This window comes from Cellulomonas sp. plas2, assembly GCF_057221735.1.
The window spans coordinates 887,848-905,270 of sequence record NZ_CM170155.1; the positions used below are offsets into that span (position 1 = coordinate 887,848).

The window sequence follows — 17,423 nt, forward strand, 5'->3', positions numbered from 1 at the left end:
CGCGCTGCAGCCGTCGGCCGGGGGAGCGGGTGCCGGTGGTGCGCCGCTGCTGGCCGACCTCACGACGCTGCACGTCGGCGGACCGGCGGACCGGTACGTGGAGGCGACGTCCGAGGAGGAGCTCGTCGCCGCCGTGCGCGACGCCGACGCCGCCGGCGAGCCGGTGCTGGTCCTCGGCGGCGGTTCCAACCTCCTCGTGGCGGACGCCGGCTTCCCCGGGCTCGTCGTCCGGGACGTGCGCACCGGTGTGCAGGTGCCGGACGCCTCCGCCTGCGCCGGCGTGACGCTGACCGTCCCCGCCGGGACGCCGTGGGAGGACCTCGTCGACCACGCCGTCGACAACGAGCTCGTCGGGCTCGAGGCGCTCGCGGGCATCCCCGGCTCCACGGGCGCCGCGCCCGTGCAGAACATCGGCGCGTACGGCCAGGAGGTCGCGCAGACGATCGCGCAGGTGCGCGTGTGGGACCGCGGACGCGGTGCCGTCCGGACGCTGCCGCTCGTGACGCTCGCGTTCGGCTACCGCACGTCGCTGCTCAAGCGGTCGATGCAGCCGGGCTTCGCGGAGCCGGTGCGCCGCGGGGACGCGACGCCCGACCCGCGGGCGCCGTGGCGGCCGACCCCGCGCTACGTCGTGCTCGACGTGACGTTCCAGCTCCGGCCCGGGTCGCTCGGGGCGCCGGTCACCTACGCCGAGCTGGCGCGGGCGCTGGACGTCCCCGTCGGCGGTCGCGCCCCGCTCGGCGACGTGCGCGCGGCCGTCCTCGCCCTGCGGCGGGGCAAGGGCATGGTCCTGGACCCGGCGGACGCGGACACCAGCAGCGCGGGCTCGTTCTTCACCAACCCCGTGCTCGACGAGGCGGCCGCCGCCGCGCTGCCCGCCGAGGCACCGCGCTGGCCCGTGCCGGGGGAGCCGGGTCGGGTCAAGACGAGCGCGGCCTGGCTCATCGAGCACGCGGGGTTCCACCGCGGCTGGGGGCACGGCGCGGCCTCGCTGTCGACGAAGCACACGCTCGCGGTGACGAACCGCGGGGCCGCGACGGCCGCCGACGTCCTCGGCGTGGCCCGTGCGGTCCGCGACGGCGTGGCCCGGCGCTTCGGCGTCCGCCTCGAGCCGGAACCCGTGCTGGTGGGCGTCAGCCTCTGACGTCGTGGGGCGCCGCGACCCAGGCGTCGATCCCCGCCAGCAGCGCGGCGCGGACAGCCGGCGAGGCGCGCGAGGCCTGCACCGAGCCGCGCGCGAGGGCCGCCAGCGCACGGTCGTCGAACCCCTGCGCACGCGCGATGCGGTACTGGTCGACGAGCCGTGAACGGAACAGGAGCGGGTCGTCCGCGCCGAGCGCCACCGTGGCCCCCGCCGCGACCAGCGCCCGGAGCGGGACGTCGGCCTCGTCGCGGTACACCCCCAGCGAGACGTTGGACGCCGGGCAGGCCTCGAAGGCGACGCCCTCCTCCACGAGCAGGTCCAGCAGCCGGGGGTCCTCCGCGGCCCGTACCCCGTGCCCCAGCCGGTCGGGCCGCAGGTGGGTCAGCACGGCCTCGACGTGCGCGGGCCCGAGCAGCTCCCCGCCGTGCGGCACGGAGGCCAGCCCGGCCCGCCGGGCGATGGCGAAGGCCCCGGCGAAGTCCTCCGTCTCCCCGCGGCGCTCGTCGTTCGACAGGCCGAACCCGACGACCTGCCCCGGACCGTCGCCCGCGTGCCGCGCCGCCAGCCGCGCCAGGGTCCGGGCCTCCAGCGGGTGCCGCATCCGCGACGCGGCCACGACGACGCCGACCTCGACGCCCGTGGCCCGGGCCGCGAGGCGCGCCTCGTCGAGCACGATCTCGAGCGCCGGGGTCAGCCCACCGACCCACGGCGCGTACGAGGTGGGGTCCACCTGCAGCTCGAGGCGCCCGGACCCCTCGGCGGCGTCGTCCTCGACCGCCTCCCGGACGACGCGGCGCATGACCTCCTCGCCGCGGACGACGGCGCGGGCGGCGTCATACAGGCGCTGGAAGCGGAACCACCCGCGCTCGTCGGCCGGGACGCGCAGCGGGTCGTCGTCGACGAGGGCCTCCGGCAGCCGGACGCCCCGCTCGCGCGCGAGGTCCGCGAGCGTCGCTGGGCGCATCGACCCGGTGAAGTGCAGGTGGAGGTGGGCCTTGGGCAGCAGCGACAGGTCCCGCACGCCGCCATCCTGCCAGCCGGGCGAGCGCCGTCAGCGCAGGTCAGCCTCCCGTGCCCGGCAGCAGACCACGTTCCATGGCGATGGTGACCGCCCGGGTCCGGTCGTCCACGCCGAGCTTGGCGAAGGCGCGCAGCAGGTGCGTCTTCACGGTCGCCTCGGTGATGAACAGCTCGCGGCCGATGCCGGCATTGGACAGGCCCCGGGCGACGCCGGCCAGCACCTCGAGCTCGCGCGGCGTGAGGCGGTCGCCCTCGCCGCGCACCTGCTGGACGAGCCGGGCGGCGACGCCGGGGGAGAGGGTGGTCCGTCCGGCGGCGGCGGCACGCACCGCGGCGACGAGCTGGTCCCGGGGGGTGTCCTTGAGCAGGTACCCCGTCGCGCCGGCCTCGACCGCGCGCAGGATGTCCGCGTCCGTCTCGTACGTGGTCAGGACGACGACGTGCACGCCCGGCAGCTCGGCGCGCAGGCGGGCCGTCGCCGTCGCGCCGTCGGTGCCCGGCATGCGCAGGTCCATGAGGACCACGTCGGGCGCCAGCGCGTGCGCCAGCCGCACGGCCTCCGCGCCGTCCGCCGCCTCGCCCACGACCTCGAGGTCCGGCTCGACGGCCAGCATGCCCGCCAGCCCCGACCGCACGACGGGGTGGTCGTCGGCCAGCAGGACCCGCACCGTGCCCGCCGTGCCCGCCGTGCCGGCCCCGCCGCTCACCGGGACCCCTCGGGCAGGTGCAGGCTCAGGCGGGTGCCGCCGGACGGCCCCGGGCCGACGAGGAGGTCGCCACCGGTGGCCGCGGCCCGGTCGCGCATGCCGCGCAGGCCGGTCCCCTCGGGCGTGCCGGGGGCGATGCCCCGGCCGTCGTCCTCGACCTCGAGGCGCGTGCCCCCCGGGGCGTGCACGAGGCGGACGGTGACCCGGCGGGCGTCGGCATGGCGTCGGACGTTCGCCAGGGCCTCCTGCGCGGCGCGCAGGAGCACCACCTCGGTCTCGCGCCCGGGGCCGTCCGCGGTGGCGGCGGTCCCCGTGGTGGCGGTGCCCGCCAGCACCACCTCCACACCGGTCTCCGCCTCGAAGCGGCGGGCCAGCCGCTCGAGCGCCTCGCCCAGCGTGACGCCGTCGAGGGCGGCCGGCCCGAACGCGGCGACGAGCGCACGCGCCTCGGCGAGGTTGTCGCGGGCGACCGCCTCGATCTGCGCGAGGCGGCGGCGCACCTCGTCGCGGCCGCCCCGCTCGAGCTCGGCCGTGGCCGTCTGCGCCAGCATGACGACGCTGGTGAAGCCCTGGGCGAGCGTGTCGTGGATCTCCTGCGCCACCCGCGCCCGCTCGGCCAGCACCCCGGCCGCGTGGTGCTCGGCGGCGAGGGCGGCCTGCGCGTGCTCCAGGCGCTCGATGAGGCCCGCCCGCTCCTCGCTCTGCTCGGCGATCTGCGTGATCCACAGGCCGAGGACGACGGCGAAGGCGAGGCTGATCGTCATCTGCGTGGCGACCTCACCGGCCTCGTCGCCCCACGAGCCGAGGCGGAGGACGGCCGCCCCGGCCACGACGAGGGACAGGGCGACGCACCAGGCGACGCCGGCCGACCGCCGCCGGCTGAAGAACCACACCTGCGAGTAGGCGATGAACAGCAGCACGAAGCCGAAGTCGCCCGACCACGTCGCCACGCCCGTGACGACGACGAGCACGACGAGGTAGGCGTCCGCGCCGCGGGGGCGGCCCTGCAGCGCCGCCCGCCGTCCCAGCAGCACGTAGGCGACGACGAGCACGAGGAGGGCCGCGACGGCGAGCAGGGACGTCGCCGACCCGGGCGGGCGCAGGGCGGACACGGCGGTCGGGACGCCCACGACGAGCGCGAGGGCGTAGAACGCCAGGTCCCAGCCGCGCATCGTGCGCCGCCAGAACTCCGAGCGCTCCACCGGCGCCCGCTCGTCACCCGCCATGCCCGGACCCTCCCACACCCCGCCGACACGCGGCGCCGACCCCGCACCCGCCCGTCACGTCGGACCACGTCCCCCTCCGGCCGCCGCCTCAGCCGGCGTCCCGCCGCGTCCAGCGGAAGGTGCGCGCCCCCAGCACCAGCCCGACGACGAGGTACGCGACGAGGACCGCCGCCGTCGCGCCGTGCTGCCACGACCCGCCGACCTCGGCCGCCGCGGCGGCGTCGGGCAGGAACACCGACCGCATGCCCTGGGCCAGCCACTTGAGCGGGAAGAACGACGCCAGGGACTGCATCCACGAGGGCAGGTCGTCGAAGGCGAAGAACACCCCGGAGACGAACTGCAGCACGAGCACGACCGGCGTCACGACGGCCGAGGCGGACCGGCCCGAGCGCGGCACGGAGGAGAACGCCACGCCGCACACCGCACCGGCCGCCGTGCCGAGCGCCCACACCCACGCGAAGGTGACCCACCGCGCCACGTCCCCCGGCAGCGGCACGTCGTAGACCACGGCCGCGACCACCAGGAGCAGCGCCGTCTGCAGCAGCGACGTCACCAGCACCTGCCCGACCTTGCCCAGGAAGTACGCCGAGGCGGGCAGCGGCGTCCCGCGCAGCCGCTTGAGGCCGCCCTCGTCGCGCTCCACCGCGATCGTCGTGGCGAGCTGCTGGAAGCTCGACAGCACGACCCCCGTCGCGACCATGCCCGGCAGGAAGTACTGCGCGAAGGTGACCCCGGGTGCCGCGACGTCCTCCTGCCCGCCGAAGACCGTCGCGAAGATGGCCAACATGATGACGGGGTAGGCGAAGACGAACACGACGGCGTCGCGCTCCCGGAAGAACAGCCGCACCTCGTGCTGCGTGCGCGCGAGCCCGAGGCGGAGCGTGCTCGGCAGGCGGACGGAGGTCCGCGCCGGGGGCCTCGCGGTGACGCCGGCCCGCCGCTCGGTGGTGGCGCTCATGCCGGCACCCCCACCCGCACCCGCACGGCGTCCGTGGCACCCGTCGCCGCGGTGAGGCCGTCGGTGACGCCCGCCGCCTCGCCGATCATCCGCAGGTAGACGTCCTCCAGCGTCGGGCGACGCACCTCGAGCCCCGGCACCTCGTCGAGGCCGCGGTCGGCCCAACGCGCCGCGAGCTCGGCGACGACGCGGGTGGGGGCGTCCGTGGTCAGCTCCCGCGGGGCGCCGTCCTCGACCCAGCGCACGACCGCGCTGCGGGCGGCACGGCCGCCGAGCGCGGCCGGCGTCCCGGACCCGACGACGCGCCCGGCGGCGACGACGACGACCCGGTCGGCCAGCCGCTCGGCCTCCTCGAGGTAGTGCGTCGTCAGCAGGACGGTCGTGCCCTCGTCGCGCAGGCGGTGCACGAGGTCCCAGAACTCGTGGCGCGCCTGCGGGTCGAAGCCGGTGGTGGGCTCGTCGAGGAACAGGAGCTCGGGCCGCCCGACGATGCCGAGGGCGACGTCGAGCCGTCGGCGCTGCCCGCCCGACAGGCGGCGGACGCGGGTGCGCTCGCGGTCCTGCAGGCCGACGGCGGCGACGACCTCGGCCGGGTCCCGCGGGTCGGGGTAGTACCGCGCGAACTGCCGCACGAGCTCGCCGACGGTCGCCTCGGCGGCGTCGTCGGCGCTCTGCAGGACGATGCCGACGCGGGTGCGCCAGTCACGACCCGCGGTGCCGGGGTCCTGGCCGAGCACCGCGACCTCGCCGCCGTCCCGCCGGCGGTAGCCCTCGAGGACCTCGACGGTCGTCGTCTTGCCGGCCCCGTTCGGGCCCAGGACCGCGACGCACTCTCCGCGCGCCACGTCCAGGTCGAGGCCGTCGACGGCCCGCTTGTCGCCGTAGTGCTTCGTCAGCCCGCGGACGACGACGGCGGCGTCGGCCCGGGCGCTCGTGGTGACCATGGCGACGAGCCTGGCCGCGGGCGGGGCCCCGCCGCGACGGACGTCCGGTCGTCCCCGGTGTCCACCGACCGGTGGACACCGGCCGGTGCCGCCGGTGGTGCCGCCGGTGGTGCGGTGTCCTCAGCGCGCCTCGGCCAGGAGGCCCTGCAGGCGGCCGACGCCCTCGACGAGGTCGTCGTCGCCCAGGGCGTAGGACAGGCGCAGGAAGCCGCTCGGCCCGAACGCCTCGCCGGGGACGACCGCGACCTCGACCTCGTCGAGCACGAGGGCGGCGAGCTCGGCCGACGTCGTGGGCGTGCGTCCGCGCAGCGTCCGGCCGAGCAGCCCCTGCACCGAGGGGTACGCGTAGAAGGCGCCCTGCGGCACGGGGACCTCGACGCCGTCGATCGCCGACAGCATCGACACCATCGTCCGCCGGCGGCGGTCGAAGGCCTCCCGCATGCGCGCGACGGCGGTGAGGTCGCCCGTCAGGGCCGCCAGGGCCGCGCGCTGCGACACGTTGGCGACGTTCGAGGTCAGGTGCGACTGGAGGTTCGTCGCCGCCGTGACGACGTCCGCCGGACCGGTCAGCCACCCCACGCGCCAGCCGGTCATCGCGTACGTCTTGGCCACGCCGTTGAGCACGACGGTCCGGTCCTCCAGCTCGGGCACCGCGCGCAGCACGGGGGTGGCGACGGCGTCGTCGTACACGAGGTGCTCGTAGATCTCGTCGGTGACGACCCAGAGCCCGTGCTCGAGGGCCCAGCGCCCCACGTCCGCCGTCTCCTCGGACGTCAGCACCGCGCCCGTCGGGTTCGAGGGCGAGCACAGCAGGAGCACCTTGGTGCGCGGGGTGCGCGCCTCCTCGAGCTGCTCCACGGAGACGCGGTAGCCCTGCTCGGGCCCGGCGAACACCTCGACGGGCACGCCGCCGGCCAGCCGGACCGCCTCGGGGTACGTGGTCCAGGCGGGGGTCGGCAGCAGCACCTCGTCGCCCGGGTCCAGCAGCGTCGCGAAGGCGGTGAAGACGGCCTGCTTGCCGCCGTTGGTGACGAGGACGCGGGACGGGTCGACCGCGTAGCCCGAGTCGCGCAGGGTCTTGGCGGCGACCGCCTCCCGCAGCGCCGGCAGGCCGGCGGTCGGGGTGTACCGGTGGGAGGCGGGGTCCTGGGCGGCCCGCACCGCGGCCTCGACGATCTCCGGCGGCGTCGGGAAGTCCGGCTCGCCCGCCCCGAAGCCGATGACGGGCCGGCCGGCCGCCTTCAGCGCCTTCGCCCGCGCGTCGACCGCGAGCGTGGCGGACTCGGCGATGGCCCCCACGCGGCGCGAGACGCGGGTGCGTGCGCCGTCCTGCGCGGACGGTGCGGACGACGGGCTGGCGGCGGCTGCGGCGCTGGTCTCGCTCACGGTGCCATCCTGGCAGACGTGCTCCGGGCCGGGCCGCCCGTGCCACCAGGCGTTCCACCGTGCGTTCCACCGGACGTCCCACCGGACATCCCACCGGCGTTCCGCGGGACTTCCCGGGCGGTCCCCCGGTGGTCCACCGGGACGGGCGGTTCGACCCGCCGGGAACCGTCGCGTAGAGTGTCCCCTCGGCGGTCGAGTCCGTGACGATGAGCCGCGTCCCGCGCAGGGCCCGAGAGGGTCGGTGCTCGGGACGCAGCGTGTCGTCGTCGGTCCCGGTCCCGCCGTAGGGCAGTGGCGCAATTGGTAGCGCAGCGGTCTCCAAAACCGCAGGTTGCAGGTTCGAGTCCTGTCTGCCCTGCGCACGCGGCACCCGTCGGGGGTCGTCCGGACACGAGACGTAGGGGTTCTGGCACGTGAGCGATACGGCAACGGCTCGGACGCCCGACGCGCCGGACCCGGCGTCCGGGGCGTCGGCGCTGCCGGGTCGTCCCGGGCCCGCGCGCCGCGGGCTGTTCGCCCGGATCGCGCTCTTCGTGCGGCAGGTCGTGGCCGAGCTCCGCAAGGTCGTCTGGCCCACGCGCACCGAGCTCGTGCGGTACACGCTCGTGGTGCTCGTGTTCGTGGTGGTGGTCATGGCGTTCGTCACGCTGGTCGACCTCGGCGTCGGGCGCCTGACCTTCTGGGTGTTCGGCGGCTGACCGGTCGGTCGGCGTCGCAGCAGCGCACCGTACGCACGCGGCCGGCGGCACGTCCGCCCGTCCGCACCGATCGCCGGCGCCCCCGCGGCGCCCCACCCTGGAGAAAGCAGGTCAGCACGTGTCGCAGCAGTCGCAGGAGCCCGGTGGCTCCCTCGCCGGTGCCGACCTCGCGGACGCCCTGACGTCCGTCGAGGCGACGGGCGAGGACGTCTCCTACGCCTCCCAGGACGCCGAGGCGGCCGCCGGCACCGACGCCGACGGGTACGCCGACGACGTGGAGGACGTGGACGCCGGCGCCGACGCGCCCTCCACGGACGGTGCGGACGTCGGTGCGGACGCCCGTGCGGACGCCGAGGTCGACGACGTGACCGAGGACGAGGCGCCCGGCGCCGCCGGCACGGACGACGAGGCGCTCGTGGCCGCCGACGACGAGGTGGACCCGGACGAGGACCCCGAGCTCGCCTTCAAGAACAAGCTGCGGACGCTGCCGGGCGACTGGTACGTCATCCACTCGTACGCGGGCTACGAGAACCGTGTGAAGGCGAACCTCGAGAACCGTCGCCAGAGCCTCAACATGGAGGACTTCATCTACCAGGTGGAGGTCCCCATGGAAGAGGTCGTGGAGATCAAGAACGCGCAGCGCAAGGTCGTCAAGCGCGTGCGCATCCCCGGCTACGTCCTCGTCCGCATGGACCTCACGGACGAGTCGTGGGGCGCGGTGCGCCACACCCCCGGCGTGACGGGCTTCGTCGGCCACACGCACCAGCCCGTGCCGCTGACGCAGTCCGAGGTCTTCTCCATGCTGGCCCCGACGCTCGCGCCGAAGCCGGCCGTCGGCGGTGCCGCGGCCCCGCAGCGCTCGGCCACCCCGATCGAGGTCGATTTCGTCGTCGGCGAGTCGGTCACCGTCACCGACGGCGGCCCGTTCGACACGCTGCCCGCGACGATCTCCGAGATCAACCCCGAGAACCAGAAGCTCAAGGTGCTCGTGTCGCTCTTCGGCCGGGAGACCCCGGTCGAGCTGTCGTTCGGCCAGGTCTCCAAGATCTGACCGGACGTCCGGACGGACCCGCGCCGCGGGTCGGATGCAACCGGGTCATCGCCCACGGCGTCGGCCCACGACGAAGAGGACGGAAGGCGTCATGCCCCCGAAGAAGAAGGTCACCGGTCTGATCAAGCTCCAGATCAAGGCCGGCGCCGCCACCCCCGCGCCGCCGATCGGCCCCGCGCTGGGTCAGCACGGCGTGAACATCATGGAGTTCTGCAAGGCGTACAACGCGGCGACCGAGGCCCAGCGCGGCAACGTCATCCCCGTCGAGATCACGGTGTACGAGGACCGCTCGTTCACCTTCGTGACGAAGACGCCGCCGGCCGCCGAGCTCATCAAGAAGGCCGCGGGCGTGGCCAAGGGCTCCGCGACGCCGCACACGACGAAGGTCGCGACGCTGTCGGCCGACCAGGTCCGCGAGATCGCCTCCACGAAGCTCGAGGACCTCAACGCCAACGACCTCGCCGCCGCCGAGAAGATCATCGCCGGCACCGCCCGCTCGATGGGCATCACGGTCGAGGGCTGACGCCCCCGCACCACCAGCACCAGCCGTCGCGGCACCCCGCCGCGACGGACCTGTGGAAGGGCCTGTGCGGCCCGCACCACGACTGCTGATCAGGAGAAGCAGATGGCACAGCACAGCAAGGCGTACCGCGCCGCCGCCGAGAAGATCGAGGCCGGCCGGGTCTACGCCCCGCTCGAGGCGATCCGCCTCGCGCAGACGACGTCCACCACGAAGTACGACGCCACGGTCGAGGTGGCCTTCCGCCTCGGCGTCGACCCGCGCAAGGCGGACCAGATGGTCCGCGGCACGGTCAACCTGCCGCACGGCACGGGCAAGACCGCCCGCGTCATCGTCTTCGCGACGGGCGAGCGTGCCGAGCAGGCGCGCGCGGCCGGTGCCGACGAGGTGGGCGGCGACGAGCTCATCGCCAAGGTCGCCGGCGGCTACACGGACTTCGACGCCGCCGTGGCGACGCCGGACCTCATGGGCAAGGTCGGGCGCCTGGGCAAGGTCCTCGGCCCGCGCGGCCTCATGCCGAACCCCAAGACCGGCACGGTCACGATGGACGTCACCAAGGCCGTGACCGACATCAAGGGCGGCAAGATCGAGTTCCGCGTGGACAAGCACGCGAACCTGCACTTCATCATCGGCAAGACGTCGTTCTCGGACACCGCGCTGGTGGAGAACTACGCCGCCGCCCTCGACGAGATCCTGCGTCTGAAGCCGGCCGCCTCCAAGGGCCGCTACATCGCCAAGGCGACGATCTCGACGACCAACGGCCCGGGCATCCTGCTCGACCAGAACAAGACCCGGAACCTCACGGCGGAGGACGACGCGGCCTGAGCCGCCCCTCCGCCCGCACGGGTGGTCCGCACCGACGGCCCGGTTCCCCCGCGGGGGAGCCGGGCCGTCGGCGTCCCGGGGGTGCCCCGTCGATCTGCCGTCGGGGTGCCGGTCAAGATGCCGGTCGCTGTGCCGGTCGCTGTGCCGCTCGCTGTGCCGGTCGGTGTGCCCGAGGTGCGTTCCGGAGGGGATTTGGCCGAGCGCGCGCCGTCGCGTACCCTGGTCGACGCCCAAGACCGCCGGTCGTCGGCACACCCCTCCCAGGCCCAGGCCGGGGAAAGGTGCGCCGCCCGAAGTCCCGCAGCAGCGGAGGCCAGCGCAGGCGAGAGCATCACCGAGCACCGCACCCCGACCGGCCCCGCGCCGTCGCGAGGGCCGGTGCGCCGTGAGCCCCGCGCCTGCGCGGGGCTCTCCGTCGTTCGGGGCCCGGACGCGACCGGTGGCACCACCACCGGAAGGACAGCCATGGCGAAGCCGGACAAGGCCGCCGCGATCGCCGAGCTCACGGACAGGTTCCGCAGCTCGAACGCGGCCGTGCTGACCGAGTACCGCGGTCTCAGCGTGGCCCAGCTCAAGACGCTCCGGCGTTCCCTGAGCGGCGACGCGACCTACGCCGTGGTGAAGAACACGCTGACCGCGATCGCGGCCAAGGACGCCGGTCTCGACGGCCTCGACGACGCCGCCCTCGCGGGCCCGTCGGCGATCGCCTTCGTCACCGGGGACCCGGTCTCCGTCGCGAAGGGTCTGCGTGACTTCGCCCGGGCGAACCCCGCACTGGTCATCAAGGGTGGTGTCCTCGACGGGCGCGCCCTGACCGCCGCGGACGTCACCAAGCTCGCGGACCTCGAGTCCCGCGAGGTGCTGCTGGCGAAGGCCGCGGGCGCCATGAAGGGCGCCCTCAGCCAGGCCGTGTACCTCTTCGCCGCGCCGGCCTCCTCGGCCGCCCGCGTCGTCGAGGCGCTGCGCGCCCAGCAGGCCGAGGGCACGGAGGAGGCGGCCTGAGCCCCCGGGCTCTCCGCTGACACCACCCTCGCACCACCGGCAGCACCCGCGCTGCACCCGCAAGGACCACCCCACCTCCCGCCGGTCGGCCGACCGGCGGGGAACGTCACGAAGGAGACGCCACCATGGCGAAGCTCAGCACCGCCGAGCTCATCGACGCGTTCAAGGAGCTCACCCTCATCGAGCTCTCGGAGTTCGTGAAGGAGTTCGAGGACACCTTCGGCGTCACCGCGGCCGCCCCGGTCGCCGTGGCCGCGCCGGCTGCCGGCGGCGGCGCCGCCGACGCCCCGGTCGAGGAGGAGAAGGACTCGTTCGACGTCGTCCTCTCCGCCGTCGGCGACAAGAAGATCCAGGTCATCAAGGAGGTGCGCGCCCTGACGAGCCTCGGCCTGAAGGAGGCCAAGGACCTCGTCGACGCCGCCCCCAAGGCCGTCCTGGAGGGCGTGACCAAGGAGAACGCGGAGAAGGCCAAGGCGCAGCTCGAGGGCGCCGGCGCCACCGTCGACCTCAAGTGATCGCGCCGGCGGCGGGCCCACCCGATCCGCCGCCGGTCGGTCCGGACGTGCGGCCCACCCGGCCGTCGTCCCGGACGCACCGAGGCCCGCACCCCTGCAGGGGTGCGGGCCTCGTCGTCGTGCAGAGGGGCCATCAGGACCCGGGATGCGGACCCGGACCCGGGCCGGGGCGGGGCGGGGGAGCGTGGCGTCCGCGACGGCGCGCCGTCAGCCGTGGTGGCCGCTGCCGCCCAGACCGTGGCTGCCGTGGGGGACGGCGTGGGCGCCGGCCTCCGTGGCGGCCAGCCCCGCGGTCGTCAGCGCCGCGGCGAGCACGGCGCCCACAGCGACCAGGAGCAGCCGACCGGCGACCGCGCGGCCACCGGGGGCGTGCGCCGGCGGGCCGCCGGCCGAGCCGCGGTGCGCCAGCGCGAGGAGCAGCCCGCCCAGCGCACCGAGCACGAGGCCGCTGACCTCGGCCACGCCGACCGTGGCCGTGACCGTGCCGACGAGCGCGAGCCCGGCGCCGCCCACGGCGAGCACCGCCGCGCCCGCACGGAGGTGGCCGCCCGGCCCGCGCAGCGCCAGCACCGCCGCGCCGAGCGCCGCGGCGGCGAGCGCGAGCAGCAGCACGGCCGCCGCGGGGTGGTGCGCCAGGTGCTCGGCACCGACGGCGGCCAGCACGAGCCCGGTCCCGAGGCCCGCGCAGGCGCCCCAGGTCCGCGCGACGAACGCGCCGCCGGGCTCGGCGGGCCAGGCGCCGGTCGCGGGTCGTGCCCCCGCGACCGGCCGGCCGGCGGCGAGAGAGCTCACGCCTGTGCTCACGCCTGTCCTCACGCCTGTGCTCACGCCTGTGCTCACACGGTGCGGGCGCGGGCGGTGCCCTTGTCCGCACCGAGGCCGACGGCGAGCAGGATCAGCGCGCTGCCGAGGTGCAGCACGTTGTCGGCGCCGTTGAGGGCCAGGATGTTCGCGCTGCTGCCGATGATGAACAGCCCGACGATGCCGACGAGGAGGTAGACGGCGCCGACGGTCGTGTTCATGCCCTTGGCGCTCGAGACCCGGCGCGAGGACGCCAGGAGGGCGGCGCCGATGAGCAGGTGCACGATGTTGTGCAGCGGGTTGACCTCGAAGACGATCAGCGGGTTGCCCTCCTGCCCGACGAACGGCACGCCGCCCGTCACGGTGAAGCCGAGCAGGCCGACGAGCAGGTAGACGGCGCCGAACACCGTGGCGACGAGGCGGTTCGGGCTCTGGGTCATGGTGACTCCCTCCGGGGCGGCTGACCCCTGGTGTGCACGCCGGCGAGCCGGCACGGTGCAGGTCGCGCGGGTGCACGTCCTGCCGGGTGTTCGGTGCCCGCGCCGGTCTGGACGGGGTCGTGCGCGGCGCGGCCCGGCATCGCTGCCGGCGTGCGCCGTGCTCCGACCCGGACGGTTGACCTGGTGCACCGCCACCGGGGAGGCGCGGGGACCCGGCCACGGGGTGAACCCGTCCCCAGGTCCGGCCCCTGCGCTTCCCCGTCCGCGCGGCGTGTGTCATCCTTGCGGCGCGACGACGGCGTCGCCCCGACCACCGGTCGGTCGCAGCTCGCGGCCCTCGACCGGTGCGGTGGCTAGCGGGTTTACACACGGCGCGCGCACGCGTAGGCTGTCGCTTTGCGCTGACCTGTGTCCGCGACCCCGTATAACCCGAGCCCCCAGACGTCGTCCGTACGCGGCGGTGGGGGCCCGCACGGCCGGGGGGTCGCGTCAAGCCGGGTCAGGCGCCGTGGCACACGATCCGCTGGGAAGGACCCCTCTTGGCTGCCTCGCGCACCCCTTCTGCACCGACCGCCGACGCCATCGCGAACCGCACCGCGTCGCGCCGCATCTCGTTCGCCAAGATCTACGAGCCGCTCGAGGTCCCGGACCTGCTGGGTCTGCAGACCGAGAGCTTCGACTGGCTGCTCGGCAACGAGCGCTGGCAGGCCCGCGTGGCCGCCGCCCTCGAGACCGGGCGCCAGGACGTCCCCGAGACCGCCGGTCTGGAGGAGATCTTCGAGGAGATCTCCCCGATCGAGGACTACGGCCAGACGATGTCGCTGTCCTTCCGCGAGCACCGCTTCGAGCCGGCCAAGTACACGGCGGACGAGTGCAAGGAGAAGGACTTCACCTACGCGGCCCCGCTGTTCGTCACCGCGGAGTTCGTCAACTACACCACCGGTGAGATCAAGAGCCAGACGGTCTTCATGGGCGACTTCCCGCTCATGACCGAGCGCGGCACGTTCATCATCAACGGCACGGAGCGCGTCGTCGTCTCCCAGCTCGTCCGGTCCCCGGGCGTGTACTTCGAGCGCACGGCCGACAAGACGTCCGACAAGGACATCCTGTCCGCGAAGGTCATCCCGAGCCGTGGTGCCTGGCTCGAGTTCGAGATCGACAAGCGCGACAACGTCGGCGTCCGCGTCGACCGCAAGCGCAAGCAGAACGCCACGGTCCTGCTCAAGGCGCTCGGCATGTCCGCGGAGGAGATCCGCGAGCAGTTCGCCGACTACCCGGCGGTGCTCGACACGCTGGACAAGGACCACGTCCTCACGCAGGACGAGGCCCTCCTCGACCTGTACCGCAAGATCCGTCCGGGCGACCCGCCCACGGTCGAGGCCGGCCGCGCGCTGCTCGAGAACTTCTACTTCAACCCCAAGCGCTACGACCTGGCGAAGGTCGGCCGCTACAAGCTGAACAAGAAGCTCGGCATCGACGTGCCCCTCGCGGACTCCGTCCTGTCCGTCGACGACGTCGTGGCGACCATCAAGTACCTGGCCGCGCTGCACGCCGACGTCGCCGAGCTCCCCGGCCGCCGCGCCGGTGAGGACGTGGGCATCCGCGTCGAGACCGACGACATCGACCACTTCGGCAACCGCCGCATCCGCGCGGTCGGCGAGCTCATCCAGAACCAGGTCCGCACGGGCCTGTCGCGGATGGAGCGCGTCGTGCGCGAGCGCATGACGACGCAGGACGTCGAGGCGATCACCCCGCAGACCCTGATCAACATCCGCCCGGTGGTGGCGTCGATCAAGGAGTTCTTCGGGACGTCGCAGCTGTCGCAGTTCATGGACCAGAACAACCCGCTCGCGGGTCTGACGCACAAGCGGCGCCTGTCGGCCCTCGGCCCGGGTGGTCTGTCCCGCGACCGCGCCGGCATGGAGGTCCGCGACGTCCACCCGTCGCACTACGGCCGCATGTGCCCCATCGAGACCCCCGAGGGCCCGAACATCGGTCTCATCGGCTCGCTGGCCACCTACGGGCGGATCAACCCCTTCGGGTTCGTCGAGACCCCGTACCGCCGGGTCGTCGACGGCGTCGTGACGGACGAGGTGCACTACCTCACGGCCGACGACGAGGACCGCCACGTCATCGCGCAGGCGAACGTGCTGCTCAACGCCGACGGGTCCTTCCAGGAGGACCGCGTCCTCGTCCGCATGAAGGGCGGCGAGCCGGACCTCGTCCCGGGCGCGACCGTCGACTACATGGACGTCTCGCCGCGGCAGATGGTCTCGGTCGCCACCGCGCTCATCCCGTTCCTCGAGCACGACGACGCCAACCGCGCGCTCATGGGCGCCAACATGCAGCGGCAGGCCGTGCCGCTGGTCCGCTCCGAGGCGCCGCTCGTCGGCACCGGCATGGAGCGGCGTGCGGCCGTCGACGCGGGCGACGTCATCGTCGCCACGAAGCCGGGCGTGGTCACGGAGGTCTCCGCGGACCTCATCACGGTCGCCAACGACGACGCGACCACGTCGACCTACCGGGTCGCGAAGTTCCGCCGCTCCAACCAGGGCACGAGCTACAACCAGCGCGTCCTGGTCGAGAACGGCGCCCGCGTCGAGGTCGGCTCCGTGCTGGCCGACGGCCCCGCGACGGACGAGGGCGAGCTCGCGCTCGGCCGCAACCTGCTCGTGGCGTTCATGTCGTGGGAGGGCCACAACTACGAGGACGCGATCATCCTCAGCCAGCGCCTGGTGCAGGACGACGTGCTCAGCTCGATCCACATCGAGGAGCACGAGGTCGACGCGCGCGACACGAAGCTCGGCCCCGAGGAGATCACGCGGGACATCCCGAACGTCTCCGAGGAGGTCCTGGCCGACCTCGACGAGCGCGGCATCATCCGCATCGGCGCCGAGGTGGCGGCGGGCGACGTGCTCGTCGGGAAGGTCACGCCCAAGGGCGAGACCGAGCTGACCCCGGAGGAGCGCCTGCTGCGCGCGATCTTCGGCGAGAAGGCCCGCGAGGTCCGCGACACGTCCCTCAAGGTGCCCCACGGCGAGTCCGGCACGGTCATCGAGGTGCGCACGTTCAACCGCGAGGACGGCGACGAGCTGCCCGCCGGCGTGAACGAGCTCGTCCGGGTCTACATCGCCCAGCGCCGCAAGATCACGGACGGCGACAAGCTCGCCGGCCGCCACGGCAACAAGGGCGTCATCTCCAAGATCCTGCCGGTCGAGGACATGCCGTTCCTCGCCGACGGGACGCCGGTGGACGTCGTCCTCAACCCCATGGGCGTGCCGGGCCGCATGAACGTCGGCCAGGTCCTCGAGGTCCACCTCGGATGGGTCGCGAAGCAGGGCTGGGACATCGAGCTCGCGGACGGGGACGACCTGTCGTGGCGCGAGCAGGTCCCGGCGATCGCCGAGCGCTCCGAGCCGGGCACCCCGGTCGGCACCCCGGTCTTCGACGGCGTGCCCGAGGGCGTCCTCACGGGCCTGCTGTCGAGCACGCGGCCGAACCGCGACGGCGACCGCATGGTGCAGGGCGACGGCAAGGCGCGGCTGTTCGACGGCCGCTCCGGCGAGCCGTTCCCGGACCCCGTGGCCGTGGGCTACATGTACATCCTCAAGCTCCACCACCTGGTCGACGACAAGATCCACGCCCGTTCGACCGGCCCCTACTCGATGATCACGCAGCAGCCCCTGGGCGGTAAGGCCCAGTTCGGCGGCCAGCGGTTCGGCGAGATGGAGGTGTGGGCGCTCGAGGCGTACGGGGCGGCCTACACGCTGCAGGAGCTCCTCACGATCAAGTCCGACGACGTCCCCGGGCGCGTCAAGGTCTACGAGGCGATCGTCAAGGGCGAGAACATCCCCGACTCGGGGATCCCGGAGTCCTTCAAGGTCCTCCTCAAGGAGATGCAGTCGCTCTGCCTGAACGTCGAGGTGCTGTCCGCGGACGGCGTCACGATCGACATGAAGGAGAACGACGACGAGGTCTACCGCGCGGCGGAGGAGCTCGGCATCGACCTGTCGCGCCGGCCCAACGCCAGCAGCATCGAAGAGATCTGACGTCGAGCCGACCGGCTCGCGGCCGGCGTCGCCCCTGACCGGGGTGACGCCGGCCCGGCCGGGCGGCCCGCACCTTCCTCAATCTCCCCCCGTCGGCAGCCCCGCGTGCGGCGCCGGCACACGAAGGAAGTAGGACC

16 protein-coding genes and 1 tRNA gene are annotated in these 17,423 nt (G+C 74.3%); 9 read left to right on the plus strand and 8 right to left on the minus strand.

Going from position 1 to position 17,423, the window contains the following annotated elements; genetic code table 11:
- Nucleotides 1-4 precede the first annotated feature (4 nt).
- The gene (locus AC2TDM_RS03965) at nt 5-1,144 is read left to right on the plus strand and encodes a UDP-N-acetylmuramate dehydrogenase (RefSeq protein WP_484636381.1); all 1,140 of its coding nucleotides are present in this window, start codon (nt 5-7) and stop codon (nt 1,142-1,144) included.
- Here the strand turns inward: AC2TDM_RS03965 and AC2TDM_RS03970 are convergent.
- The 6 genes from AC2TDM_RS03970 to AC2TDM_RS03995 all read right to left on the minus strand — a co-directional run bounded on the left by AC2TDM_RS03970 (nt 1,134) and on the right by AC2TDM_RS03995 (nt 7,385).
- Nucleotides 1,134-2,165 carry an adenosine deaminase gene (locus AC2TDM_RS03970; protein ID WP_484635893.1) on the minus strand — a complete coding sequence of 344 codons (1,032 nt, stop codon included), beginning with the start codon at nt 2,163-2,165 and terminating at the stop codon, nt 1,134-1,136. The two genes, AC2TDM_RS03965 and AC2TDM_RS03970, sit on opposite strands and share 11 nt — an antisense overlap.
- A 40-nt stretch (nt 2,166-2,205) precedes the next feature.
- The gene (locus AC2TDM_RS03975) at nt 2,206-2,778 is read right to left on the minus strand and encodes a response regulator (RefSeq protein ID WP_484636382.1); all 573 of its coding nucleotides are present in this window, start codon (nt 2,776-2,778) and stop codon (nt 2,206-2,208) included.
- Nucleotides 2,779-2,867: 89 nt separating this feature from the next.
- Nucleotides 2,868-4,097 carry a sensor histidine kinase gene (locus AC2TDM_RS03980; RefSeq protein ID WP_484635894.1) on the minus strand — a complete coding sequence of 410 codons (1,230 nt, stop codon included), beginning with the start codon at nt 4,095-4,097 and terminating at the stop codon, nt 2,868-2,870.
- Nucleotides 4,098-4,185: 88 nt separating this feature from the next.
- Entirely contained in the window at nt 4,186-5,055 is an 870-nt protein-coding gene (locus AC2TDM_RS03985; RefSeq protein ID WP_484635895.1) for an ABC transporter permease, read from the minus strand.
- Entirely contained in the window at nt 5,052-5,999 is a 948-nt protein-coding gene (locus AC2TDM_RS03990) for an ABC transporter ATP-binding protein (RefSeq protein WP_484635896.1), read from the minus strand. The genes AC2TDM_RS03985 and AC2TDM_RS03990 overlap by 4 nt, the downstream gene beginning before the upstream one ends.
- 120 nt (nt 6,000-6,119) lie before the next feature.
- Nucleotides 6,120-7,385 carry a pyridoxal phosphate-dependent aminotransferase gene (locus AC2TDM_RS03995; RefSeq protein ID WP_139224357.1) on the minus strand — a complete coding sequence of 422 codons (1,266 nt, stop codon included), beginning with the start codon at nt 7,383-7,385 and terminating at the stop codon, nt 6,120-6,122.
- A 285-nt stretch (nt 7,386-7,670) separates the two neighbouring features.
- Here AC2TDM_RS03995 and AC2TDM_RS04000 point away from each other — a divergent pair.
- From AC2TDM_RS04000 to rplL, 7 genes are all read left to right on the plus strand, one after another.
- Nucleotides 7,671-7,743 (plus strand) — tRNA-Trp (locus tag AC2TDM_RS04000).
- A gap of 55 nt (nt 7,744-7,798) precedes the next feature.
- Entirely contained in the window at nt 7,799-8,083 is a 285-nt protein-coding gene (secE, locus tag AC2TDM_RS04005; protein WP_484635897.1) for a preprotein translocase subunit SecE, read from the plus strand.
- Between the two features lie 118 nt (nt 8,084-8,201).
- Nucleotides 8,202-9,134, plus strand: coding sequence for a transcription termination/antitermination protein NusG (nusG, locus tag AC2TDM_RS04010; protein ID WP_484635898.1), 933 nt, complete (start codon nt 8,202-8,204; stop codon nt 9,132-9,134).
- Nucleotides 9,135-9,225: 91 nt separating this feature from the next.
- Entirely contained in the window at nt 9,226-9,657 is a 432-nt protein-coding gene (gene rplK / locus AC2TDM_RS04015; protein WP_090031879.1) for a 50S ribosomal protein L11, read from the plus strand.
- A gap of 102 nt (nt 9,658-9,759) precedes the next feature.
- A complete protein-coding gene (gene rplA / locus AC2TDM_RS04020) occupies nt 9,760-10,479 on the plus strand; it encodes a 50S ribosomal protein L1 (RefSeq protein ID WP_090031881.1) in 720 nt (239 codons plus the stop codon).
- 465 nt (nt 10,480-10,944) lie between these two features.
- Complete coding sequence (gene rplJ / locus AC2TDM_RS04025) at nt 10,945-11,481, plus strand: 50S ribosomal protein L10 (protein WP_484635899.1); 537 nt, start codon at nt 10,945-10,947, stop codon at nt 11,479-11,481.
- A gap of 125 nt (nt 11,482-11,606) precedes the next feature.
- Complete coding sequence (gene rplL, locus AC2TDM_RS04030) at nt 11,607-11,996, plus strand: 50S ribosomal protein L7/L12 (protein WP_090031884.1); 390 nt, start codon at nt 11,607-11,609, stop codon at nt 11,994-11,996.
- Between the two features lie 207 nt (nt 11,997-12,203).
- Here the strand turns inward: rplL and AC2TDM_RS04035 are convergent, their stop codons facing one another.
- Both AC2TDM_RS04035 and AC2TDM_RS04040 read right to left on the minus strand, forming a co-directional pair.
- Complete coding sequence (locus tag AC2TDM_RS04035; RefSeq protein WP_139224358.1) at nt 12,204-12,800, minus strand: hypothetical protein; 597 nt, start codon at nt 12,798-12,800, stop codon at nt 12,204-12,206.
- A 32-nt stretch (nt 12,801-12,832) separates the two neighbouring features.
- Nucleotides 12,833-13,237, minus strand: coding sequence for a DUF4383 domain-containing protein (locus AC2TDM_RS04040; RefSeq protein WP_090031889.1), 405 nt, complete (start codon nt 13,235-13,237; stop codon nt 12,833-12,835).
- A gap of 539 nt (nt 13,238-13,776) precedes the next feature.
- On the opposite strand from AC2TDM_RS04040, the gene rpoB reads away from it, so the two are divergent.
- Nucleotides 13,777-17,286, plus strand: a complete 3,510-nt coding sequence (rpoB, locus tag AC2TDM_RS04045; protein WP_484635900.1) for a DNA-directed RNA polymerase subunit beta — start codon at nt 13,777-13,779, stop codon at nt 17,284-17,286.
- Nucleotides 17,287-17,423 lie beyond the last annotated feature (137 nt).